This window comes from Psychrosphaera sp. HA2-10 (assembly GCF_055693745.1).
In genome coordinates this window covers 121,486-145,773 of sequence record NZ_CM146341.1, presented here as the reverse complement: position 1 = coordinate 145,773, position 24,288 = coordinate 121,486, and the positions used below count along the sequence as shown (strand labels likewise).

Here is a 24,288-nt window from a genome sequence, read left to right as displayed (position 1 = left end):
CAGCATGAACTCTAGCACGTAAAACACCCTACGTTAGACTTAGTGAGCATAAAAGCCTATCATTCAGCTACTAACTCGACTTACCTATAACACATTATTTTTTATAAGAAAGGCTGCATGGATTCCAAAAACATAGCGATATTTATTGATAGTTTAGGTGGGGGTGGTGCAGAACGCATAATGCTCGATTTAGCTGAACAAATGGTAAATCAAGCACACAAGGTTCACTTTTTTATTTTAGAAAAAATCATTGATTACATTATTCCTAAGGGCGTCGTTGTTCATCACTTTGACACAAAAGCCAAACGCGCCAAATTAACAAATACGTTAAATATTGTTAAATCTGCAAAACAACTTACTCGGCAAGTTTCTATGGTCGAGAGCGAGATAGGTTTATTCGACCTTCACTTGGTTAATTTAGACTCAAGTAACCTTTTATTAAGTCGTTGTAACTTTAGAAATACTTATCACGTAATACATAATTCGTTGCATCAAGAAATCCAACGAGCAGGTCGAATTAACCCAATTAGATACTGGCGAACACTTCGCGAAAAAAGAGCACTTGATAATAAGCATTTAATTTGTGTTTCCGAAGGTGTCGCCAATGAAATACGTCACAGTAAATGGATATCACCCAAAAGCATCCAAACAATATACAACCCATGCGATATCGAGAAAATTAAAACGTTATCGGAACAACCTAATGTTGAAATTCCTAACGAGCCTTACCTTTTACACATTGGCAGAGTCGTAAAACAAAAACGCCATGACATTTTGTTTCAAGCTCTAAAGGACATACCTGATATTAAGTTAGTTGTACTGTGTAAAAATACTAAAAAAGTGATGAAGCTTGCTAATAAAATTGGCGTTGCCGATAGAGTTATTGCGCCGTCATTTCAGAAAAACCCATATAATTGGATGAAGAATGCCAAGCTAATGTTATTTAGCTCTGAATTTGAAGGGCTAGGAATGGTTTTAATTGAATCGCTAATATGTGGCACACCAGTAGTGAGCACTGACTGTGACTTTGGTCCGCGAGAAATTTTAACGGGGCCTTTAGATAAAAACTTAGCCGAAGTTAACAATCCAAGCGATTTAGCGACAAAAGCTCGTCAAGCGCTGTCGCAAGACTATGAATTAAATAATTTAGAAATAATTAATAAAGTTGGGATAAACAAAATTACGCAACAATACTTAAAATTAATAGAATAATTTTTTTGCTTGTATTCTTAGTGCTAATATACCAGTGGATAAGATCAGTTTGAGGCGTTTAAGCCGGAGTTAGAATGAATAATAGTGGTATTCCAATTTTTTTAATCAACATGGAACAGAGTAGTGAACGTTTGAAAGACGTTAAAGAACAACTCGATACCCTTGATCTTTCTTTTCAACGCATTGATGCCACCGTTGGCTCTCAATTATCGACAACAGAAATAGCCTCGGTTTACGATGCCCAAACAAATAAGAAATTACATCACAGAAACCTTACTGTGGGTGAAATCGGTTGTTATGTTAGCCATAGAAAAGCTTGGCAAGCATTAATAGACAGTAATGCTAAGTTTGGCTTAATTTTAGAAGACGATATATCCATAAATAATAATTTACCTAACTGTTTACAATTAATAAGTCGGTCCTCTGGATGGGATATTTTAAAAATATCAGACACTGAAAATGTAACGCCAGCTCAAACAAAAAAAATCGATAATGAATTTAATGTTGTCAGTTACAAAAAAGTTCCTAACCGCACCATGGCCTATTTGTTAACAGCCGAGGCCGCATCAAAGCTATTATCTTTAAAGCGTTTTTACCGTCCAGTTGATGTTGACGTACAGTGTTACGACGATTTTAATTTAAGTGTTTGTGGTCTACGCCCTAATGCCGTCGAAATGAGCCTAGAATTTGGACTGCCTGAAAAAAGTGACATAGCTCAAACAAACAAAGGTCGCCATAGCAGTCGCTCGACATTTCTGCGAAACTTAAAGTATCGCTGGGCAATGCATCGACGTCGCCAACATATCTCTTTTGACGTAAATAACTTTAACTTCGATTAGCTGCTCGAGTAATCAAATAAAGTTTTTATATTAAGCCTCGCTCAGCAAAGCTCACGACTTCTTCATTACCAATAACAAAATGGTCTAAAGTTCTGACATCTATTAATAAGAGTGCGTCTTTTAGGCGTTCTGTCAGTCTTATGTCAGACTGGCTCGGCTCACTAATACCCGAAGGGTGATTATGAGCAAAAATAACAGCGGCGGTATTTTGTTTGATCACTGAGTCAACAACGACCCTTGGATAAACGGCCGCTGAGTCTATGGTTCCCTTAAATAGTACTTCACTTTTGATTACCCTATGCTGATTGTCTAAATGCACGATGACAAATTGCTCATAAGGCTCGTCTCGCAACAATCGATGCAAATAAATACGTACCGCTTGCGGTGAGTCTAGCAAGGTATCGCGTTTCATAACTTCACTAAAATATCGATTAGACAACTCCAAAACGGCCTGCAGTTGAACATATTTCGCATGTCCCATACCTTTTATTGCAGTGAATTCGTCGACATTGGCACTTAACAGTCCATTGAGCGAACCAAATTTATTGAGCGTATAATTTGCCAAACTAACGGCATCCATCCCTGATATGCCCGTTCTAAAAAATATCGCCAATAACTCAGCGTCTGATAATGACGACGCTCCAGACTTGAGTAATTTTTCTCTAGGACGGTCAGATAATCGCCATTGTTGAATAGACATTTTGCCTCCTTGCCATTGAAGTGAGTTTTTTATGGTGAAATGGTTTCAAAACCGATAAAGTAAGCACCTAATTTGAATATAAAATATAGCCTGCTTTAGGTTAACAACCACTCAAAGCGACCGATATATGTCAGAACTGAACCTAAAACGCATTTTATTGATTATCAGTGGCGGCATCGCTGCCTACAAAATGCCGGAATATATTCGCCGTATAAAAGAGCGTGGAGCAGAAGTAAAAGTTGTTTTAACCTCTGGTGGAAAGGCTTTTATTACCCCTCTTACATTACAAGCCGTTAGTGGAGAGCCTGTTGCAGAAGATTTATTAGATCCAAATGCTGAAGCGGCAATGGGCCATATTGAATTTGCTAAATGGGCTGACTTAGTGGTCGTTGCTCCAGCTTCTGCTGACATGTTGGCCACAATGAGAGCCGGTCTAGCCCACAACTTAGCCAGCACGCTACTCTTAGCAACCCCAGCCCCGGTTGTCGTTTGCCCTGCGATGAATCAGCAAATGTACGCGCACCCTGCAACTAAAGAAAACCTTAGCGTACTAAAGGCACGTGGAATAGATGTTTGGGGACCAGCTATTGGAGAACAAGCCTGTGGCGACGTCGGTGCTGGTCGTATGATTGAGCCTAGCGAAATGGTGGAAAGAACGGTTTCTGCATTTAAAACTAAGAATAAATTATTAACGGGTAAAACATTAACGATTACTGCAGGCCCTACCCGTGAAGCAATTGATCCTGTTCGATACATTTCAAATCACTCAAGTGGCAAAATGGGCTTTGCGATCGCGCAAGCCGCGGTAGAATTAGGCGCTAAAGTAAATTTAATCGCGGGACCTGTGTCATTAAGCACACCAACAGGGGCACATCGAGTTGACGTGAAAAGCGCACAAGACATGCACAGTGCTGCACTAGAACTTGCGCAACAATCTGACATTTTTATTGCCTGTGCTGCGGTTGCTGATTATCGCCCAGAAGTTTGTGCACAACAAAAAATCAAAAAGAATGACGATGATATGACAATCAATATGGTTAAAAATCCAGATATTGTTGCCGATGTTGCGTCATTAACGAAAAAAAGACCTTTTGTTATTGGTTTTGCGGCCGAAACACAAGATGTTGAAAAGTACGCATTAGGGAAGTTAACCAAAAAGAACTTGGATATGATCTGTGCAAACGATGTTTCCGTATCAAATCAAGGTTTCAATTCTGACGATAATGCGTTAAAAGTATATTGGAATGGTGGAAGTAAGGACTTACCTCTCAATTCTAAAAAACAACTCTCTTATGACTTACTAGATGTTGTTGTACAGCAATTAACTAAAGACTAATTATTCAAATAAAAACGCGCCGAGGGGAAGTATGCCTGCAGCTAAAAAAGGTAACCGTAAAGAGCAAATTCTACAATGTCTTGCAGAGATGTTAGAAAGCCACGCGGGGCAAAGGATTACAACAGCAAAGTTAGCTGAAAAAGTAGGTGTATCAGAAGCTGCTTTATACAGACACTTTCCAAGTAAGGCTCGTATGTATGAAGGCTTAATTGAGTTTATTGAAAACACCCTTCTTAGCCGTATTAATGTCATATTGGAAAAAGATAAAACGACTGAAGGTCGTATTCAAAATATCATGAAGCTAATTTTAGGCTTTGCGGAAATGAATCGCGGTATTACTGCTATTTTGACTGGCGATGCATTACTTGGCGAACACGACCGACTAAGAGAGCGTGTTGTATCTCTATTCGAAAAATTAGAAACCCAATTTAAACAAGTTCTAAGAGAACGAAAGTTACGCGAAGGTAAAAACTTTCCTATTGAAGAAGCTGCATTGGCTAATTTATTGCTTGCTTATACAGAAGGCAAAATGAATCAATTTGTACGCTCTGGTTTTACTCGAAGCCCAATGGAAGGATTCGATACTCAATGGCAAGGCTTTAAGATGTTCTGGTAGGATCCCATCTCATAAGCAAACAATAAAAATAAAAAATACGCTTATTATGCAGTTCATATTTAAAGCCAGTGCCTATCTTCTAGTATTATTACTAGCAGGACTTTGGCTGAAACCACAGGCTGCTTTCCAGCAGTCACCATTACAAAAATCGCCTTGGAATATAGAACAAGGCGAAACTGATGCATTAACCCAAAATGTTAATTTACGTCAGCATGAGAACGGTCAGTATAACTTTACTGGCAATCTCCTTTTGAGCAATATCTCACCAAAAATGCTTCATTGGTTTTACAAAAATCAAATACAGCAGACGTTGCTGTTCAATAGTCAAACTATGCCTTGGTTTAGGCTAACCAACCCAAACACCATGGTAAACCTAGCAATTGTTTCCTCGGCAGATAAGTTGTCTAATGAAATTGGATACGGCACTGTTTTTGACGAACAAACACTATTAAAAGACACTCAATGGCAAACAAGATACAAGGTTCGATCATTTGGCGATGAAGGAATGACGCTTGATATTTTGCACGCGGGCTACACCGTCGGCTCCATTGAGTATAAGTATCGTAAAAATAAACTTGGTACCGAAGTCAATATTAGCGGTACTATAGGAATAAATATGCCTATTGTTGGACAGATAAGTAATTTTTATCTGTTTAACAAGGTATATCCATTAGACCTTTTAGACGATTGGATAAGTAATATTGTGTCTTCGTATAAACATATGGAACTATTGATACCAGCACTGTATGACCAGCGTCATAAATCGTCTTATTTAATCAATTCATAATTTATTAAAAACGGAGTTTTAATGAAAGCGATATTGTTAACTGCCTTTTTACTTTGGAGCTCTGCACTCTACGCAGATCCAATGGCAACTCCATCTTCCGGTGTTATAAAACGCTATGAAGACTTCCAGTCTAACTTTGTGCCTAGCAGAACGATAGATGTTTGGTTACCTGAAGACTACTCATACGACAAAAAGTACGACGTGTTATACATGCACGATGGTCAAATGCTTTTTGATAATACAAATACATGGAACAACCAAGAGTGGCAAGTAGATGAAGCAGCAGCCAAGCTTATGGCTGATGGTAAAGTTCGGCCTTTTATTGTTGTAGGTATTTGGAACGGCGAAAAAAATCGTTATCCAGAATATTTTCCTGAAAAAGTCTATCGTTCTCTGCCGTTATTAGAACGAACTCTAATAAAAATAAGACTTATGATTCAGTCTCGATCGTTGGCACCTATTGGTGATTTTTTTACTGGTGATAATTACGTAAAATTTTTAAGCAATGAGCTTGTCCCATTTATTGATAATAATTTTAGCGTAAATAAAGGGCCTCAATATCGAGTCTTAGCTGGTTCAAGTATGGGCGCGTTAATATCTTGGTATACCATGTTTGAACGTCCAGATGTTTTTGGCGGCGCTATAGCTATGTCTACGCATTGGCCTGGCATGTACGACGTCGATAACCCTTTTCCACAAGGCTTTGAAGATTATATCCGTGATAATATCCAACGACTAAATGGCCACAAAGTTTATTTTGATTTAGGTGACCAGACACTTGATGCTAACTATCCGGCATTACAAAAGCGTATAGATGCCATATTTGACGCTTCTTATTCAGATCAGCTTTGGCGTAGCGATTTTTTTCCTGGTCATAAACACGACGAAGCATCTTGGTCGAGCCGCATACACATTCCTATAACTTTTATGTTTAGTAACGAGAGTGAAAAGTGAAGGGTGAATATAGACAATCCCGGCACAAAGAATACGTCGGTGATAAATACGGAAACCTGTATTACAACCAGTTAAAATATTTTGAATTCCATTCCTATCCTGGTATCGAGTTTCATAAGTTGTGGTGTGTTGGTATTTTACTAATGCTCTTGTTTAAGCTGGATAATTTGTTTGAACTTAGTGCTTTTTCAGGTATTGGTGGCATGTATGTATTGTACTTAGTTTCAATGACCCTTTACTTGTTGCTAAAAAAGATTTGTAGGAATAAAGGTTACTTTCTTTATCCAAACTTTATGATTCAATTTTTCAAGAAACGCCGAAAAAGCAAAGAGTCTGCAACGCAAGTTGCCTAACGCAGACTCTCTTTAGGTCGCTTAGTCTTGTTCATTTTGCATTTGCCATAGATGATAATAGCGGCCTTTCGCTTCTATCAGCGATTGATGATTACCAACCTCAACAATTTGTCCTTGCTCCATGACGACAATCTGGTCAGCATCAATAACGGTAGATAAACGATGGGCAATGACGAGTGACGTGTGGCCTTGAGCAATTTCCCGTAACGCACTTAATATGGCTTGCTCAGATCCAGAATCGAGCGACGATGTTGCTTCATCAAACACCAATATTTTTGGTGCTTTTAATAGCACTCGAGCGATGGCAACACGTTGTTTTTCTCCGCCCGATAGTTTCAATCCTCGCTCACCGACTTGAGTTTTCGCTCCGTCTGGCAAGGCGTTAATAAAGTCTGCCAAATATGCCATTTTTATGGCTTGCCATACCTCCTCATCACTAGCAGTAGGTTTGCCGTACTTAATATTTTCAAAAATAGTGTCGTTAAAAAGTACCGTATCCTGTGGAACAATTCCTATATTTTCGCGCAGGGATGCCTGTGTAACGCTGGTGATGTCTTGCCCATCAATTAAAATTTGACCGCTTGTGGCATCATAAAAACGAAACAACACTTTAACTAGCGTTGATTTACCGGCGCCACTCGAACCCACTACGGCTACTTTTTGATTCGGTTTTATCGCAAAGCTAACGTCTTTGAGTATTTGACGGTCTTCACTATATGAAAAATTAACCTTTTTAAAATCAATTGATGCGTTATTTACTTTAAGCTCGGATGCGCCACTTTTATCAATGATGGCCTCTTTTCGCTCAAGCAACATGAACATTTTTTCTATATTTGCCAACGATCCTTTAATTTCTCGATAAACAAAACCTAAAAAGTTTAAAGGCATGAATAGTTGCATCATAAAGGCATTTATTAATACAAAATCACCTATGGTCATCTCTTGGTTCATTACACCTTTAGCTGCCAACATCAACATCGCTGTCATCGCCGTGGCTACTATAAGGGCTTGACCGCTATTAAGACCAAAAAGCGTTAGTCTGTTACTGCGCCTCGCCGACTCCCATTTAGCTAGATCTTTGTCGTAACGGTTAGCCTCATATGCTTCGTTATTAAAATATTTCACGGTTTCATAATTAAGCAGACTATCAATCGCACGAGTATTGCTTTGTGAATCCGCCTCGTTGGCCGCACGAATAAATTTGGTTCGCCATTCGGTAGCATAAGCGGTAAAACCTATATATAGAACAATTGCTCCCAAGGTAATTGCCGCAAAGTCCCAGCCATATTTGGTAAAGAAAATAGCAACAACAAACACTATCTCTATCAAAATAGGGACTATGTTAAATACCATAAATCGCATTAAGAAACTTATTCCAGAGATGCCACGTTCCATATCTCTAGACAGCCCACCTGTTTGGCGATTTAAATGAAAATCTAACTCTAATTTGTGTAGATGATTAAAAACCTTTAAACCCACTTTTCGCATTGCCCGTTCGGTCACTCGGCCAAAAAGGGTGTCTCTTATCTCGCCTAATAAAACATTTAGAAAACGAATAGCGCCATAAGCAATAACTAAGGCTACCGGTACAGATATAATAACTATGACCGTTTCACTACTACTGTCATTTAATGTATCGACTAGATTCTTTAGCACAAAAGGCAAACCAACACTTGCTACTTTGGCTAGTATTAAACAACTCAAAGCAAGACAAACGCGAATTTTGTGCTCTAATAAATAAGGTAGAAGCGCGCGCAGGCTTCGCCAGTTAAACTCATTAACCGGTTGCTCAGTCATATTTCGCATTTTTCTCACAATGAACCCTATTTTTTTATATTTAAAGCCAGTTATCGCTTTATCTGTAAGTATATATTGGCAATTTATATTTGCCGTGGGAGAATAACCACACAATTGAATTCTTTAGTTTATTTACTGGTTTGCAAAGTCTAACTGCTCAAATAATATTAGAAACCAAACAATTAACTTGTATCAAACAAGATAGAGTTTTGTTTGAAAATCTAAACACCCAATTCCGCCGCGGAGACATTGTCCAAGTGGTAGGTCCTAATGGTGCAGGAAAAACAAGCTTATTACGAATTTTAGCGGGTTTGGCACAACCTTACGATGGGTTTGTATACTTTGATCACCAACCTATTGAGCAGCAACCCGAAAAGTTTAGACAACATTTACTTTATCTAGGCCACTTACCCGGCGTTAAAAGTGAACTTACTGCTCAAGAAAATTTAGAGTTTCAACTTTCTCTACATGGCAATAATCCTAAATTAGCTGAGCCGCTATTATCTGATGTGGGTTTGTTAGCGTTTGAAAACTCACCAGCAAGTCAATTAAGTGCCGGGCAAAACCGCCGAATTGCGTTAGCTCAAATGTGGCAAAGCAAAGCGCCTATTTGGATTTTGGATGAGCCTTTTACCGCTATCGATACCAAAGGCGTTGCGGCATTAGAAAATAGGATTTTGGCGCACGCAGACCAAGGTGGTTGTGTAATTATCACCACACACCAAGACTTAAACATTGCACCAGAACGTGTCACTCGTCTTGAATTAAGTTACAGGTTTTAAGGTTAATATGAATCAATCACTTTCTTACCTCGCCTTATTCAAGCTTGTTCTCGGTAGAGACATCAAAATTGCACTACGCCATCGTGACGATGTGCTTAATCCGTTATTATTTTTTATTATTATTATTACACTGTTTCCACTTGGTATAGGTCCAGAGCCGCAAACACTCAGTAAAATTGCGCCTGGGATCATTTGGGTGTCAGCTCTACTTGCTACCCTATTATCGCTCGATAGACTATTTAAAGCCGATTACCAAGATGGTGCATTAGAGCAGTTACTATTGAGTCCTTACCCTGGCTTCATATGGGTTTTGGCTAAGGTCGTAGCACATTGGTTACTAACCGGTCTGCCACTAATAATAATTGCTCCAGTATTGGCAACTATGCTTCAACTTCCTAGTGAAAGTTTTATGGCAACTTTTTGGACCTTATTGCTTGGTACGCCCGTATTAAGTTTTATTGGCGCAATTGGTGCTGCATTAACCGTAGGCTTAAAGAAAGGTGGCGTTTTGCTGAGCCTAATCGTTTTGCCTCTTTATATCCCTGTGCTAATTTTTGCGACCAGTGCCATTGACGCTGCGTCAATGGGTTTACCCTTTAATGGGCAACTTGCTATTATTGGCGCTCTGCTTGTTGCATCTATAACACTAACGCCTTTTGCAATAAATTCAGCTTTAAAAGTGAGTACCAATTAATGTGGAAATGGTTACACCCGTACGCAAATCCTGAAACGACTTATCATCTAAGTGGCCGCTTAATTCCTTGGTTCGCTTGGATTAGCGGGGTTTTATTAACGGTAGGTTTAACATGGGCCTTATTGTTTGCGCCTGCAGATTATCAACAAGGTGATAGCTTTAGAATTTTCTATGTTCACGTGCCCGCTGCAAGTTTATCTATGGGGATATACTTAGGCATGGCTATTGCGGCGCTATGCGGTATGGTTTGGCAACTAAAGTTATCTGACGCTGCTGTTGCTGCCCTCGCGCCAGTAGGTGCGGTTTTTACGGCCATCGCGTTGTTTACTGGTGCTGCATGGGGAAAACCAATGTGGGGCACTTGGTGGGTATGGGATGCTCGTCTTACATCAGAACTCGTATTGCTGTTCTTATACTTAGGCGTTATTGCAATAAACAATGCCTTTGATGACAAACAAATGGCAGGTAAAGCGGCGTCGATTATCGCCATAGTTGGGGTGATAAACTTACCTATTATTAAATACTCTGTGGAATGGTGGAATACTCTGCACCAAGGCGCAACAGTAAGTAAATTGGGTAAGCCAGCGATGAGTTTAGAAATGTTCTGGCCTTTTGTTGTCTGTTTTCTTGGTTTTGCCTTTTTAGTTGCAACGGTGACCTGTATTCGATTTAAAACAGAAATTTTATTACGTAACTCGAGTCGCCCTTGGGTTAGAGCCTTAGTTAGTAAAAGTGAGGTGTAGACATGCAATTTGATTCTTTTGTAGCATTTTTAGACATGGGCGGTTATGGATTTTTTGTTTGGTTGTCGTATGGCTTCAGTTTAATCAGCCTTACCGGCCTTATCGTATTGAGTCGTATGTCGCTCACTTCTGCCAAAAAAGACATTTTGATTCGCATAGAGCGTGATGAAAAATTAAAGCGCGCTGTAAAAAATAATAGTTTGTAAATTTTATTTTAAGGTAATAATAGAAATGAACCCTCGTCGTAAAAAAAGACTAACCATAATCATTACATTACTTTGTGGTTTTGGTGCTATTGCTGGTTTAATTTTATACGCGTTAAGTCAAAACATTGATTTATTTTATAAACCTTCTGAAATCCATTTTGGCAAAGTTGAAACTGGTATAAAACCTGAAGCAGGCCAACGCTTACGTATCGGTGGTATTGTAGTGCCAGGTTCGGTTAAGCGAGACCCTACAAGTTTAAAAGTTAGCTTTGATTTAGTAGATATGCGCACCCCTTTAGTTTTTAGTGAATCAGACGCCACTGTAACGGTAAGTTACAGCGGTATTTTGCCTGACTTATTTAGAGAAGAACAAGGTATTGTCGCTAACGGTACATTACAACAAGATGGCTCAATATTAGCGAGTGAAGTACTTGCCAAGCATGATGAAAATTATATGCCAAAAGAAATTGCTGATCAGGCCAAAGAGAAAAAGGCTAACTATCAGTATTAATTGATAAACTTCTACACAGAAAAAAAATAATAACAATAAAGAATAATAATAAATGGATTGTGGAGGTATGGGATGATTACCGTAGCATTATGGTTTTTAACCACCCTAGTGGTGGTTGCCTTAGCGTTTGTCTCAATAGTTGTATATTCACATTATCAAGATCTAAAGCGCCAAGAAAAGAAACGAAATCAGATCGCTTATAACTGTCGGTTAAAGCAAAAAGAATATCGTGATACGGTTCAAGAATTGCAAAAACAAGGTTGGTTAACCCCACAGCAAAAACAGACTATGGTGATGTTAATAAGCAATTATTTTGTTTTTCAGTCAATAAACGAAGTCAATTGTCGCCACTTTTATGAGCTTTTAGGTAAGCTAAGCGCTGCCATTAACAAATTAAATTCTGCGCCTTTTGATACAAAGCCGCTTTTATCTGAAACTTTTCAGCAACTAGCTGATAGGCTTCCAAAACAAGCGACTCAATACACGGCAAACTTTTACTTAGAGACTGCGCCTAAAGCAGGTGAGTTACTAAATGAAAAAATTGACCAAATTTTAAATGAACGCTGGGCACAATCTTCTGCTGAGCTAAATTCAGGTGCTATCGAGAAGGACGGCAACGACGAAGATGAGTCGCTTCCAAACCTTGAAGAACTAGACAAAGATGCCTTTGATGATTACACCAGACGAGCACTTGAGTTACATACTCAAAGATCTCTTTCTAACGAAAATTAACCTATACTCTTTTTAACTTTTACGCTAGGTCCACTCTATGACAGATAAAAAATACATCACCTCTCAAGAATTGCTGGTTGATTCTTTTAAGCTAGCTCATAAAGTCTATGAAGACGGCTTTCGTCCAGATTTTATTATTGGGATATGGCGAGGCGGTGCACCTATTGGTATTGCGGTTCAAGAATTCTTTGATTTTAAAGAAGTTGAAACAGACCATATTGCGGTGCGAACATCTTCTTATTACGGTATTGGTAAGCAGTCTAAAGAAATCAAAGTCCACGGCCTACATTACTTAATTGAAAATGCCAACGCAGGTGACAGTTTGTTAATCGTTGATGACGTTTTTGATACAGGGCGAAGCATAGAAGCACTTATTAAACAGATAAAGAATTTATCTCGGTTAAATACGCCTGCTGACATAAGAATCGCGTGTCCATGGTATAAACCAACTAACTCAAAAGTAGATATTGTGCCTGACTACTTTGTACAAGAAAGCGATGAATGGTTAGTGTTCCCACATGAGCTATCAGGATTAACGCCAGAAGAGCTACAATCAGGTAAAACAGATTTAGCCGAGATTGCCCACTTATTCACAAAATAATATTTGGATATAAATGAAGATACTTTCCATATTTGTTTTTACTTTTTTGATTGGCACTTTTACCAGTGCCACAGCGATAGGCGAAACAATATGGAAAGATTTTCGTATCACTTATCTGCAAGGCAATAACTACCTAGTAGGCGATAACAAAAGAGAAATTTGGACTTTTGAGCACGCTTCAAAGTCTACATGGGGCGACACATTTTTATTTATAGATCGCACTAACTCTAGCGAGCAAGGTGCCTCTACCTATGGTGAATTTAGTCCAAGAATTAAAGTTGCTAACTTTGATGGTTTTATAAAAGCGCTTTACATCGCTCCTTCAGTGGAAATGGGAACGGTTAATAATTATTTATATGGTATTGGAACCGATCTAAACCTACCTTACTTTCATTTTTTTCAGTTTAATTTTTACTTACGAAACAACGGCATTGGTGATAATAGTGAGCAAATCACACTAAGCTGGGGCGTTCCTATCGGACCACTTTATTACGATGGGTTTGTCGACTATGCCACTGGCGTTACGCAAACACGTATTGACGGCTCTACTACAAAGTCTGCCAGACAATTGAACTTTACCTCTCAACTAAAATACGACATAGGCCCGCACTTTAATTTGAGCAATAAATTGTATATTGGTATTGAATATGTGTTTTGGAATAACAAGTTTGGTATTGATAGTTCGGAGCAGTTTAGAACGGATGAACGAAATGTAAATTTACTCATTAAGGCGCACTTTTAAAAATTGCCGTACACCTTAACGAGTTTTACTGCGCAACAGTTATTCGTCTCTAACAACAATAACTCGCTCACCATTAAAGGTAGCGGCACTATATATTGCCCATAGATGAATGATTCCAGCCAAAATTGCTGGTACTACAAGAAACCACAACGCATAACCGCCAAACACTAACATTGCGGTTAATATTGCTGGCAATATTCTGCCTTGTATTAAAAAGCCTAAACCAGGAAAAAACACATTACACAATGCTGCTATGACATTTCCTGCTGAACCTTGTTGTGACATAACCGACTCTCCTATCTACTATTTTGCTTTTATTGGCAATGTAACTTTTGCAGTCAAACCGCCTTCTTCTCTATTAATCAATACTATTTGACCATTGTGCATATCAATAATTTTTTTAATGATTGCTAAACCTAAGCCACTCCCCTCCACACCGCGAGCTGAGTCGCCTTGAGTGAAAGGCTCAAACAGACGTTTCATATCTTGTTCTGGAATGCCAGGACCGCGATCGGACACTTCAAAGCTGACATTTTGTTTGTCTTGCTCTAAATATGAGCTGACTACAATTTCATCTTTTGAATACCGTAACGCATTTTCGACTAAATTAGAAATTGCACGTTTAATTGCAACAGGCCTTATCATTACCCGAGGCACCTGTTCGTCAAGCTTTAACTCAAAGTTTCTAGGCCTGTTGATACCTTCAGACTCTACCACATCAGCAATTAGACCGTTGATATCATAATGTTCCATCTCTTCTAACTTATGATGGCGAATATATTCCATAAATTGGTCAATAATGGCATTCATGTCTTCAATATCATTAATGATACCGTCTCGCAAAAACTGCTCAGTCTCTGACATCATTTCTGTTGCTAAACGAATGCGAGTAAGTGGCGTTCTTAAGTCGTGAGATACGCCCGCCATTAAAAAGCTTCTATCTTTTTCTAACTGCTGAATACCCGACGACATATGGTTAAACGCTCGAGTTACAGCAACAACCTCTTCTGAACCACTTTCTTTCAGCTCTGGTGGAAACTCACCTTTACCAACTTGTTCCGCTGCGTGTTTGAGTGATTGTAATGGTCTATTTAGGTGTCTAGCAAAAGTCCAGCCACCAGCAACACTCAAAATACCAATTGCTAAAAGATAAATTAATAGCGGCGATAAATCTTTTTTCTTAAATCCATCAAGCGGGACTTTTACCCAAACGTGAGGGGCTTGGGGTGGTCGTATCCAAATATAGAATACATCACCCTGAGAAATACGGACTTCTGCTGGGCCGCCTAATTGAGCCGACATTTGAGATGAAAAATAAGGATAGTGCTCAGCTTGGTTTAACCCTTTCTCCACCGCTTGCTGCTCGTTCAAAATGTTAATGTCGGTGGCTTCGAGGTATTTCTTTGATAACTCGGCACTAATATTAAACTGGCGTTCATCTGCTATAAAAAGCACTTTAATTTGTTTTGCTAACAAATTATTAATTTGCTGATAGCTTGGTTCAATAACGTATGAAGCAACACTGTAGTAAGACACGATTTGATTGACGAGCAAAACAAAGCCGATCAAAAATACCGTTTGCCCAAATGCACTACGTGGCAATAACTTCATACGCCAACCTTATTCACACTTTGGTGAAACACTAGCCTTTCCCATCAGGAATAAAGACATAACCAACGCCCCAAACCGTTTGAATGTAACGAGGTTTAGTATGATCATCTTCAATCATTTTACGCAAGCGACTAACTTGCACATCAATACTTCGTTCTAATGCTGAATAATCACGACCTCGCGCCATATTCATCAATTTATCTCGGGATAATGGCTCTCGTGAATGGTTAATTAACGCTTTTAAAACCGCAAACTCACCACTGGTCAATGGCATTATATTGTCGCCATTTCGCATCTCTCTTGTCGCCAAATTTAAAGTGAATTCACCAAACGTTACCTCTTCTTCCTCAGTGGACGGTGCACCTGGTACTTCTTTTGATTTACGACGTAAAATCGCTTTTATTCGAGCTAACAATTCTCTTGGATTAAATGGTTTTGGCAAGTAGTCGTCTGCACCTAACTCCAAACCAATAATTCTATCAACTTCATCGCCTTTAGCAGTGAGCATAACAATAGGAATTTCATTGTCATTTTGACGAAGTCGTCGACAAATCGATAAACCATCTTCTCCTGGCAACATTAAATCTAAAACTAACAAATGAAAGTTTTCACGTTCAAGCAAACGATCCATTTGTTCACTATTTCCTGCAGTGCGAACAATAAATCCTTGTTCCAATAAATAGCGTTCTAAAAGACTGCGTAATCGCATATCGTCATCAACGACTAATATTTTGGTAGTTTCGTGTTCCATATCAATACCTGTTTAAATCTCAACTGTTTCGAATATAAAGTAAAACGGTTCGATTGCCAAAGCACCATGCAAACTTGGTTGTTACAAAGTTTGTCAATTGCCTACAAAGTGCGCGGATATAGTATTCTGCTAGCCTTGATTTAATTATTATTGCTACAATGATGAGCATATTAAAACTAACTAGAAACCTATGAATACAAACTTAGTTACTCGCGAAGGATATTTAGCGTTGCAAGCGGAACTCGACGAGTTGTGGCGGGTAACCCGGCCAGAAATTACTAGAAAAGTAACTTGGGCGGCGAGTTTAGGCGATCGCTCTGAAAACGCGGACTACAAAGAAAACAAGCGATTATTGCGACAAATAGATCGCCGTGTTCGGTTTTTAAGAAAACGCCTCGAAGATTTACAAATTGTTGATTATTCACCGCAACAAGAAGGTAAAGTATTTTTTGGTGCTTTAGTTGAAATTGAAAATGAACAACAAGAAACTCTGACCTTTAGGATAGTAGGTCCAGATGAAATATACGGTCGAAGAGACTACATTTCAATCGACTCACCAATGGCCCGTGCCATTTTAAAAAAGTCGGTAGATGATGAGTTTGAAGTCGACACGCCAAGTGGCAAAAAGATGTGGTTTGTGAACCATATTTCTTACCCTGCCAAACCAAATTAATTAATAGTCGTTGGAACCCAATTTTTATGTCTGTTGTTAACAAGCAAATTATCAATCAAATTTCCGAAGAATTAGCGGTTCGAGCCGAACAAGTTGCTGCCGCTGTCGCCCTTTTAGACGAAGGTTCAACCGTTCCATTCATCGCTCGTTACCGAAAAGAAAAAACTGGCGGGCTTGACGATTCACAATTGCGAACTTTAGATAGTCGTTTAGGTTATTTAAGAGAATTAGAAGACCGACGTGCCGTTATAATTAAGAGCATTACCGAGCAAGATAAGTTAACCCCAGAATTAAAAGCTAGTTTACTCGCCGCTGATAATAAAACCCGCCTTGAAGATTTATACTTACCATACAAACCTAAACGTCGAACAAAAGGCGAAATTGCCAAAGAGCAAGGCTTAGAACCTCTTGCAGATGCGCTATACAATGATCCGATGTTAGATCCTGAGACTGAAGCAAGCAAATACGTTAGCGACACAGTCGTAGATACTAAGGCCGCATTAGATGGCGCAAAGTTTATTTTAATGGAGCGTATTGCTGAAAATGCTGACGTATTGAATAAAGTTCGTCGTTATGTTCGTCAAAATGGCTTTTTAGAAAGTAAGGTTATTGCTGGAAAAGAAAAGGAAGGCGCCAAGTTTCAGGACTATTTCGAACATTCAGAGCTCGCAACTAAAATACCATCACACCGTTTACTCGCAATGTTACGCGGCCGCAACGAAGGCATTTTACAATTATCGCTAAACGCCGACCCAGGCCAAGAGGGTGTGGTTCGCGAGTCACAATGTGAAAACATTATCGCAGAACATTTTGATTTACGCTTCAATCAAAAAGCAGCAGACAAGTGGTTAAAAACAGTTGTGCAATGGGCTTGGAAGATAAAAATATCGTTATCCATTGAAAATGAGTTGATGACTGAATTGCGAGAGAATGCAGAACAAGAAGCGATTCGTGTTTTTGCCAAAAACTTAAGTGACTTATTAATGGCGGCACCAGCAGGAGCCAAAACAACCATAGGTATTGATCCTGGTTTCAGAACCGGATGTAAAATCGCCGTTGTGGATAAAACAGGAAAACTACTCGATACAGCAACCATTTATCCACATGAGCCACAAAACCATTGGGATAAATCAATTCGAACTATTGAACATCTAGCTCGAACTCATAAAGCTGAACTTATTGCCGTAGGTAACGGAACTGCATCTCGTGAAACTGACAAGTTAGCCGCTGAGGTAATAAAAAAAGCATCTGAACTCAAGCTTACCAAAATCATGGTTAGCGAAGCTGGCGCCTCTGTTTATTCGGCAAGTGAATTTGCGTCCAATGAATTTCCTGACTTAGACGTTTCAATTAGAGGGGCCGTGTCGATTGCTCGACGTTTGCAAGACCCACTAGCTGAGTTGGTTAAAATTGAACCTAAATCTATCGGTGTTGGCCAATATCAACATGACGTTAGCCAAAGTTTGCTATCTAAGAGCTTAGAAGCAGTTGTAGAAGACTGTGTTAACGCGGTAGGTGTTGATTTAAATACGGCTTCTGTACCGTTATTAACACGTGTTTCTGGTTTAAATAAAACGCTAGCAAATAACATTGTAAAATTTCGAGATGAAAACGGCCGCTTTAACAACCGTAAAGAATTGAAGAAAGTAGAACGTCTTGGACCCAAGGCATTTGAACAATGTGCTGGTTTCTTAAAAATTGCTAATGGTGACAATCCGCTTGATGCTTCGTCTGTGCACCCAGAGGCTTATCCTGTTGTTAAAAACATCATAGAAACCCATAACCGTGCTGTTAATGATATCATCAACAACCATGAGTTCTTGTCGACCTTAAATGTGAATGACTTTATTAGCGACGACTTTGGTTTACCAACGATAAGAGATATTGTTAAAGAACTAGAAAAGCCAGGAAGAGATCCTCGCCCTGAATTTAAAACTGCGACTTTTAAAGAAGGCGTAGAAAAGATCAGTGATTTGACACCTAGCATGATTTTAGAAGGTGTTATCACTAATGTAACCAACTTCGGTGCTTTTGTTGATATTGGCGTTCATCAAGATGGCTTAGTGCATATATCATCACTAACAGATAAGTTTGTATCAGACCCGTCAGAAGTCGTCAAAGCGGGCGATATAGTGAAAGTTAAGGTGCTCGAGGTTGATGCAAGCCGTAAACGTATTAGCTTAACAATGCGTTTAGAGGAACAACCTAAAGTTGCTTCTGAACATAAAAAAGCAAATGCCGACCATCGTAGCCAGACTAAAAGAACGGCGCCGCCTAAAACAAATAAACAAAGTAATGGCGGATTTGGCGGTATGGTGAACAGTGCCTTTGCTGATGCGTTTGCAAACGCGAAGAAAAAGTAATTCACAATTACACAATATTTGTACAAAATATTAAGCTTAATTAATTGCCAGCGCTCAGTGAGATAGCTAATGCGCTCTGATAATAAAATATAAAAGTGGAGTCAGTATGTTTTCAATTGGATTTTCATTGGCGCGAACAATTACCGTCAATAAGCCTGTTAACGAAGTAATGGCAAAGGTTGGCGATTTTAATCATTGGGGAGCATGGTCACCTTGGATAATCCAAGAGCCAACATGTCCAGTTTCTGTTCTTGGAGAGGCATCAGAAATCGGTCATAAACAAGAGTGGAATGGCGAACGAATTGGTTCAGGGCAAATGACTCTCATTGAAAAAGTAGAGAGTAAATCATTAAATTACGATCTTGAGTTTTTTAAGCCGTGGAAAAGTAAATCTACAACAAAATTTGAGTTTGTTGCTAAGCAAGATGAAAGCGGTGATGAAATAACTGAAGTAATTTGGTCCATGACAGGTAGCTTGCCATTCTTTTTGTTTTTTATGAAAAAAATGATGATCGCTCTAGTTAGCTCAGATTACGATCGCGGCCTTAAAATGCTAAAGGACTTTATTGAAACTGGCGAAGTTCTTTCACACGTTGAAGTTCAAGGTATTAAAAAACAAAAAGGCTTCCACTACGTTGGTTTTAGACATAAGTGTAAAATTACCGAGGTAAAAGAAGTAATGGGCCCTTGTTTTCAACAGCTAATTGATGAAAAAGTACCGTTACCTGACATGATGATCACCATAAGCCATAAGTTTGATTTTGTAACTGGCGAATGTGAACTAACGGGGGCTTTTGCTTATTTTGATAAGCCTAAGTTTGATGTTCCAACCAATATGGTATTTGGCGAATTACCAGAGCATGAAGCTCTTCAAGTAGATCATACTGGCAGTTACAATTATCTATCAAACGGTTGGGCAACAGCAAAAGGTTATCAACAATTTGCCAAGCTTAAAGCGGCAAAAGGTATTGCAGACTATGAAATATACCGAAACTCACCGGCTAGCAAGCCAGAACGAGAATTGCTAACGAGCATTCTAATTCCAATTCAAAACTAATTAAATGAACAAACCCCAATCTTATCGTTGGGGTTTTCTTTATCAAACTGCGACGACGCTCGGCTCATCTCCGTCCACAATCGGCTCTAATTCACTCACAATCTCGTTAAAATGAATCATTTGTGTTTCGTCTAGAGCACCTACATGCAAGGCTCGAATCGTACTAGAAGCCAAGGCCTTTTGGTCTGTATCTAAGCCTTCACTTCGATGGATGGCTAATAACACTTTTAATAGACTTAATGCGACTTTTACATTTTTAGGAGTAAGTTGTAGTGCTTGCTCGAGTGATCGTAACGCTGGCGCCATTTTTTTCTTTTTAAAGAATTCCACCGCCATACTATTGAGCTGTTTAGGTGTAAAATGAATCTCCGCTTTTTCTTTCGCTTCTTGTTCAACAAACTTACTAGTTACAGCGCCCGCCAGAGAATCACAGGCTATTTGTTTCTTTACAGCTTCCAGTAAAACTAAGGCTTCTTCACGCATACCAAGCTCATGAAATACTTTAACTTTATCTAGATTGTCTTCTAATGAATTATTTGGTCGCGTAGATACTTGCATTTCGACTAATCGCTCTGCTTTTGCTTTTTCTTCACGCGCTGTTAATACTCTAGCTCGCACAACAATGAGTTGCTCTTTAAAATGACCAATATCGTCATATTCAGCTTCAAGTTCGGCGATATATTTATCGACTTTATTTAATAATTCAAAGGTCTCAGACGCATCTACCGAAAGTGCTAAATCAATGCCAGAACGAACCACGTTTAGCAACAACTCTGGGGAGTCATGAATAGACTTCTTTGCGAACTTCGCCATGTTAACGGTCGCTTTGTACTGTTCTCGTTGATCATGGTTTAGTCTAGCTAAGTCCCACACTTTTTTGTTTCGCGCTATGTTTCTAGGTGCCAAAGCCGCTGCTTTTTTTATGGTTTCATAAGCTTCAACAAAATCTTGGTTTTCAACATAATACTGAGCCAATAAGTCATAAGTAGCAAAACGTGTTTCCACTTTTGTAGTTAGGCTTTTTAATAACTGCTCGATTTCTTCAATTTTATTCTGTTTTAATAAAGCGTTAACAAAACCAAGATACATCCATGAGTTTTTACCGTTCTTTAGCAAGTCTCTGTAATAATTTTCAGCATCTTGATATTCCATTAAGGACAGAAGACATTCACCTTTTATTCTTAGTAATTGTGGATGATATTTCTTTAATTCAGGGTTTAAAATATGACGCTCTATATAGTAAATCGCCTTGCCAAAATCTTTATTATCTATACATTCAAAAACATTGAATAATCGGCGTTTTACCTCCACGGCGTAAGCTAATCTTTTAATTACTTGTCCGGTATTTAATGGCTTAACCCAGAAGTCATCTGGTTGAAGTTCAGCAATACTATTTACTAGGGTTTCATCTGTCTCAGAGCTCAAGAAAATAAGAATGGTACTTTTTGAAACATACCCTTTGAACTTCATTTCTTCTAAAATATGAAAGCCGTCTTTATCGCTTTTTACATTAAATGCACAGATCACTACGTCAAATTGGGTTTCGGCACACAAGCGAAGGCCATAGTATGCGTTTTCGGCACACTTAATATTCCGAATTTCTAAATCATAAAGCGCTCGTTTAAGTAAATCATGAACAAGTAAATTGTCATCGATAATTAATACATTAAGCTGCTCAATTGGTTTTAAACCTTCAAATTCCATTTAACCTTTATTCTCCTGTGTAAACTTTTATTAAAAATATTTGTAAGCGGGCATGGCGCATTGTGCAAGTAATTATAGTTTGTTATGCCATTAGTTCATTTATAATATTATTACTTTTTTTTCGCTCTGGGGTGCGCACTGTCGTAAACAGATGCTAAGTGCTGGTAGTCGAGGTGTGTATATATTTGAGTAGTCGATAAATTTTGATGGCCAAGCAACTCTTGAACAGCTCTTAAATCACCACTGGACTCTAACATATGACTAGCAAACGAATGTCGCAATTTATGAGGATGAACAACATCGTGAACGCCTTGATGTTGAGCCCAATACTTGAGTCTCTGATCGATTTGTCTTATTGAAATTGGATTACCCAGCTTACTGATAAATAAAGCATCAATTTGGTGTTTATTAAACTCGCTACGATATTTCAACCAATCTTTTAGCGCTTGTATCGACATTCTTCCTACAGGTAATACTCGTTCTTTATTGCCTTTACCAAGCACTCGCACTTGTTTATCGTCTAAATCTATACTGGATAATGTTAATGTAGCCAACTCTGAAAGTCGTAATCCACTGCTGTAAAACAGCTCTAGTATGGCTTTATCTCGGTATTCAATTGTCGTTTCTGGTACAAATGACAGCAACAAATTCATTTCGTCAACCGCTAGATTTTTGGGTAACGCTCGGCCTGATTTTGGCGCTGTAAGCAACTCGCTAGGATCTGTGTCCGTTATTTGTTTTTGTAGTAAAAACTTAAATAAACCTTTGGCACTGGAAATTTTTGCTTGTATTGAGGCTGGCTTAAGTTGTGCTTTACGAAATTCTAATACCCACAACTTTAACGTTTCTGCCGATACGGCGCGCCATAACAAAACATCTTGTGAGTATAAAAACTGGGCTAGATTAGACAAGGTGCGCTGATAAGAAGAAAGCGTGTGACGAGAATATCCACGCTCATTTTTTAAGTAACCAAAGTAACGTTGCAATGGTGTACCAAGTGATTCAGGAACATGACCCAGCTTTGTCACCATTACATTAACGAACTAAATGAACAAAATGACGACTTAATAGCCTAGCAAGTTCCCGAATAAAAAACGTATCCATTTGTGGCTGGAAATGATCTGCTTCTTTGGCGCCAAACACAGCAATACCAAAAATTTCTTCAGCGTCTTCCGACTCATGTACCACTTCGATTAGCGCCACCGACTTCGCGACGTCATCAAAAACAATATCCATCAATTCTGTAGATACTCGACCTAAAAAGGTACCTTTGTTGCCTAGTTTTGCTTGTAAGTGAAGATAAGCTTCGTCTTGAGGTTGCAGCAGTCTAAATTGAACTAGGTATAAATGCTCTTGGCAGATACGATTAACAATATCTTCCAGTTGCTGAATGCTTTGACAGCCCACCAGCGAAATATAAATTTCACTGATTGCTTTAAAAATAACTTCGTTCACCCGAGCGTTACCAATTAACGTGGTTAGCTCTTCTTCCATTTGTGTGATTTTAGCGCGCTGCATTTCTTGGCGTTTTTCCAATAAGGAAACTGCACCGCGAGAAACATGTGTGATCTGCAGTTGTGTTACCAAGTCTGGATACTTAGCAAAAAAGTCTAGATTTTGCTCTAGGTATTCCTTTACTAAATCCGCATCTAAAACCAAATCATCTAAATTCGGGGTGACCAGTTTACTCATAAGTGTATTTGTCCATCAAACACATATTGCGCAGGTCCAGTCATCTTAACCGGAGATGATTCATCATGCCAACGAATATGTAAGCTACCACCTGGTAAATCTACTTGAACTTTGCTGCCAAGTAAATCCTGAATTCGACCTACGACTACTGCGGCGCAAGCACCACTTCCACAAGCCAATGTTTCACCAACGCCTCTTTCATATACTCTAAGCTTGATATGCTCACTATTTATAATCTGCATAAAGCCGATGTTTGCTTGCTCAGGAAAGCGTTCGTGTTGTTCTAATTCTGCACCAAGTCCAAGCACGTCAGTTTGATCTAAATCATCTACGACCATCACGCAGTGCGGATTGCCCATAGATACTACGCCTGACATCACGGTTTTTTGGCTAGTCTTTAATAAATAGGTTTTTTCTTGTTGATTTGCAACAAATGGAATTTGTTTTGGCTCAAATATAGGCCGTCCCATATTCACAGTCACCTTGTCTTCACCTTCAAGGTATAAAACCATGTTGCCAGATTTAGTGCTGACTTTAATGGCTGATTTATTTGTTAATCCTTTTAACTGAACAAATCGAGCAAAACATCGAGCACCATTCCCACACTGGGTAACTTCACTGCCATCGGAATTAAATATACGGTAATGAAAATCAAGATCGGGATCGTAAGGTGGCTCCACCATTAACAACTGGTCAAAACCAATACCAAAATTCCTATCTGCCAGTTTCTTTATTTGATCTTTGGACAAAAATACATTTTGCGTCACGGCGTCTACCACCATGAAGTCATTCCCTAAACCATGCATCTTTGTAAAATTTAACAACATTCTAT

At 38.9% G+C, this 24,288-nt stretch carries 27 protein-coding genes; 18 read left to right on the top strand and 9 right to left on the bottom strand.

Translation table 11 applies throughout. The annotated features are described in order from the left end of the window. The first annotated feature begins 117 nt into the window (after positions 1–117). The gene (locus ACZ1GV_RS00670) at positions 118–1,212 is read left to right on the top strand and encodes a glycosyltransferase (protein WP_472674801.1); all 1,095 of its coding nucleotides are present in this window, start codon (positions 118–120) and stop codon (positions 1,210–1,212) included. A 74-nt stretch (positions 1,213–1,286) separates the two neighbouring features. Further along, positions 1,287–2,051 carry a glycosyltransferase family 25 protein gene (locus ACZ1GV_RS00665; RefSeq protein ID WP_472674800.1) on the top strand — a complete coding sequence of 255 codons (765 nt, stop codon included), beginning with the start codon at positions 1,287–1,289 and terminating at the stop codon, positions 2,049–2,051. A gap of 25 nt (positions 2,052–2,076) precedes the next feature. On the opposite strand, the gene radC is transcribed toward ACZ1GV_RS00665, so the two are convergent. Continuing rightward, positions 2,077–2,751 (bottom strand): RadC family protein, encoded by a 675-nt coding sequence (gene radC, locus ACZ1GV_RS00660; RefSeq protein ID WP_472674799.1) that lies wholly within the window; start codon positions 2,749–2,751, stop codon positions 2,077–2,079. A 127-nt stretch (positions 2,752–2,878) separates the two neighbouring features. Here radC and coaBC point away from each other — a divergent pair, with 127 nt between their 5' ends. From coaBC to ACZ1GV_RS00635, 5 genes are read left to right on the top strand one after another with little or no spacing between them, the layout of a single operon-like run. Continuing rightward, a complete protein-coding gene (coaBC, locus tag ACZ1GV_RS00655; RefSeq protein WP_472674798.1) occupies positions 2,879–4,087 on the top strand; it encodes a bifunctional phosphopantothenoylcysteine decarboxylase/phosphopantothenate--cysteine ligase CoaBC in 1,209 nt (402 codons plus the stop codon). 31 nt (positions 4,088–4,118) lie between these two features. After that, positions 4,119–4,703: a nucleoid occlusion factor SlmA gene (gene slmA / locus ACZ1GV_RS00650; RefSeq protein WP_210560456.1), complete on the top strand. Its 585-nt coding sequence runs from the start codon at positions 4,119–4,121 to the stop codon at positions 4,701–4,703. Between the two features lie 46 nt (positions 4,704–4,749). Continuing rightward, positions 4,750–5,490: a hypothetical protein gene (locus tag ACZ1GV_RS00645; RefSeq protein ID WP_472674797.1), complete on the top strand. Its 741-nt coding sequence runs from the start codon at positions 4,750–4,752 to the stop codon at positions 5,488–5,490. A 21-nt stretch (positions 5,491–5,511) separates the two neighbouring features. Continuing rightward, on the top strand, positions 5,512–6,444 hold the full coding sequence (locus ACZ1GV_RS00640) for an alpha/beta hydrolase (RefSeq protein ID WP_472674796.1): 933 nt from the start codon (positions 5,512–5,514) through the stop codon (positions 6,442–6,444). Beyond that, positions 6,441–6,797, top strand: coding sequence for a hypothetical protein (locus ACZ1GV_RS00635; RefSeq protein WP_472674795.1), 357 nt, complete (start codon positions 6,441–6,443; stop codon positions 6,795–6,797). The genes ACZ1GV_RS00640 and ACZ1GV_RS00635 overlap by 4 nt, the downstream gene beginning before the upstream one ends. Before the next feature lie 21 nt (positions 6,798–6,818). Here ACZ1GV_RS00635 and ACZ1GV_RS00630 read toward each other — a convergent pair whose 3' ends face one another. Next, a complete protein-coding gene (locus ACZ1GV_RS00630) occupies positions 6,819–8,603 on the bottom strand; it encodes an ABCB family ABC transporter ATP-binding protein/permease (protein WP_472674794.1) in 1,785 nt (594 codons plus the stop codon). A 131-nt stretch (positions 8,604–8,734) separates the two neighbouring features. Here ACZ1GV_RS00630 and ccmA point away from each other — a divergent pair, with 131 nt between their 5' ends. The 8 genes from ccmA (at position 8,735) to ACZ1GV_RS00590 (ending at position 13,605) form a co-directional block, all read left to right on the top strand. Then, entirely contained in the window at positions 8,735–9,376 is a 642-nt protein-coding gene (gene ccmA / locus ACZ1GV_RS00625; RefSeq protein WP_472674793.1) for a cytochrome c biogenesis heme-transporting ATPase CcmA, read from the top strand. 7 nt (positions 9,377–9,383) lie between these two features. Further along, positions 9,384–10,070: a heme exporter protein CcmB gene (gene ccmB / locus ACZ1GV_RS00620; RefSeq protein ID WP_472674792.1), complete on the top strand. Its 687-nt coding sequence runs from the start codon at positions 9,384–9,386 to the stop codon at positions 10,068–10,070. Continuing rightward, positions 10,070–10,813 (top strand): heme ABC transporter permease, encoded by a 744-nt coding sequence (locus tag ACZ1GV_RS00615; RefSeq protein WP_472674791.1) that lies wholly within the window; start codon positions 10,070–10,072, stop codon positions 10,811–10,813. Before ccmB ends, ACZ1GV_RS00615 begins: the two co-directional genes overlap by 1 nt. Before the next feature lie 2 nt (positions 10,814–10,815). After that, positions 10,816–11,019, top strand: a complete 204-nt coding sequence (gene ccmD / locus ACZ1GV_RS00610; RefSeq protein WP_472674790.1) for a heme exporter protein CcmD — start codon at positions 10,816–10,818, stop codon at positions 11,017–11,019. Positions 11,020–11,044: 25 nt separating this feature from the next. Continuing rightward, positions 11,045–11,530 (top strand): cytochrome c maturation protein CcmE, encoded by a 486-nt coding sequence (gene ccmE / locus ACZ1GV_RS00605; protein ID WP_472674789.1) that lies wholly within the window; start codon positions 11,045–11,047, stop codon positions 11,528–11,530. A gap of 72 nt (positions 11,531–11,602) precedes the next feature. Beyond that, positions 11,603–12,262, top strand: a complete 660-nt coding sequence (locus tag ACZ1GV_RS00600; RefSeq protein WP_472674788.1) for a hypothetical protein — start codon at positions 11,603–11,605, stop codon at positions 12,260–12,262. A 37-nt stretch (positions 12,263–12,299) separates the two neighbouring features. Continuing rightward, entirely contained in the window at positions 12,300–12,863 is a 564-nt protein-coding gene (locus ACZ1GV_RS00595) for a phosphoribosyltransferase (RefSeq protein WP_472674787.1), read from the top strand. Between the two features lie 13 nt (positions 12,864–12,876). Next, a complete protein-coding gene (locus ACZ1GV_RS00590) occupies positions 12,877–13,605 on the top strand; it encodes a nucleoside-binding protein (protein WP_472674786.1) in 729 nt (242 codons plus the stop codon). 39 nt (positions 13,606–13,644) lie between these two features. On the opposite strand, the gene ACZ1GV_RS00585 is transcribed toward ACZ1GV_RS00590, so the two are convergent. Genes ACZ1GV_RS00585 through ompR form a run of 3 tightly spaced genes read right to left on the bottom strand, consistent with a single transcriptional unit; the run spans position 13,645 to position 15,967 of the window. After that, the gene (locus ACZ1GV_RS00585) at positions 13,645–13,890 is read right to left on the bottom strand and encodes a hypothetical protein (protein ID WP_472674785.1); all 246 of its coding nucleotides are present in this window, start codon (positions 13,888–13,890) and stop codon (positions 13,645–13,647) included. An 18-nt stretch (positions 13,891–13,908) separates the two neighbouring features. Then, on the bottom strand, positions 13,909–15,216 hold the full coding sequence (gene envZ / locus ACZ1GV_RS00580) for a two-component system sensor histidine kinase EnvZ (protein WP_472674784.1): 1,308 nt from the start codon (positions 15,214–15,216) through the stop codon (positions 13,909–13,911). 31 nt (positions 15,217–15,247) lie between these two features. Then, positions 15,248–15,967, bottom strand: a complete 720-nt coding sequence (gene ompR / locus ACZ1GV_RS00575; RefSeq protein WP_472674783.1) for an osmolarity response regulator transcription factor OmpR — start codon at positions 15,965–15,967, stop codon at positions 15,248–15,250. Between the two features lie 190 nt (positions 15,968–16,157). Between ompR and greB the strand changes: the two genes are divergently transcribed. From greB to ACZ1GV_RS00560, 3 genes are all read left to right on the top strand, one after another. Next, on the top strand, positions 16,158–16,640 hold the full coding sequence (gene greB, locus ACZ1GV_RS00570; RefSeq protein ID WP_210560469.1) for a transcription elongation factor GreB: 483 nt from the start codon (positions 16,158–16,160) through the stop codon (positions 16,638–16,640). A 26-nt stretch (positions 16,641–16,666) separates the two neighbouring features. After that, on the top strand, positions 16,667–19,003 hold the full coding sequence (locus tag ACZ1GV_RS00565; RefSeq protein WP_472674782.1) for a Tex family protein: 2,337 nt from the start codon (positions 16,667–16,669) through the stop codon (positions 19,001–19,003). 106 nt (positions 19,004–19,109) lie between these two features. Next, positions 19,110–20,060, top strand: a complete 951-nt coding sequence (locus tag ACZ1GV_RS00560) for a GyrI-like domain-containing protein (protein WP_472674781.1) — start codon at positions 19,110–19,112, stop codon at positions 20,058–20,060. A 42-nt stretch (positions 20,061–20,102) separates the two neighbouring features. On the opposite strand, the gene ACZ1GV_RS00555 is transcribed toward ACZ1GV_RS00560, so the two are convergent. The 4 genes from ACZ1GV_RS00555 to dapF all read right to left on the bottom strand — a co-directional run bounded on the left by ACZ1GV_RS00555 (position 20,103) and on the right by dapF (position 24,283). Then, the gene (locus tag ACZ1GV_RS00555) at positions 20,103–21,764 is read right to left on the bottom strand and encodes a response regulator (protein ID WP_472674780.1); all 1,662 of its coding nucleotides are present in this window, start codon (positions 21,762–21,764) and stop codon (positions 20,103–20,105) included. A 110-nt stretch (positions 21,765–21,874) separates the two neighbouring features. Continuing rightward, positions 21,875–22,795 (bottom strand): tyrosine recombinase XerC, encoded by a 921-nt coding sequence (xerC, locus tag ACZ1GV_RS00550; protein ID WP_472674779.1) that lies wholly within the window; start codon positions 22,793–22,795, stop codon positions 21,875–21,877. Between the two features lie 4 nt (positions 22,796–22,799). After that, positions 22,800–23,456, bottom strand: coding sequence for a DUF484 family protein (locus tag ACZ1GV_RS00545; RefSeq protein ID WP_472674778.1), 657 nt, complete (start codon positions 23,454–23,456; stop codon positions 22,800–22,802). Beyond that, positions 23,453–24,283: a diaminopimelate epimerase gene (dapF, locus tag ACZ1GV_RS00540; RefSeq protein WP_472674777.1), complete on the bottom strand. Its 831-nt coding sequence runs from the start codon at positions 24,281–24,283 to the stop codon at positions 23,453–23,455. Before dapF ends, ACZ1GV_RS00545 begins: the two co-directional genes overlap by 4 nt. Positions 24,284–24,288 lie beyond the last annotated feature (5 nt).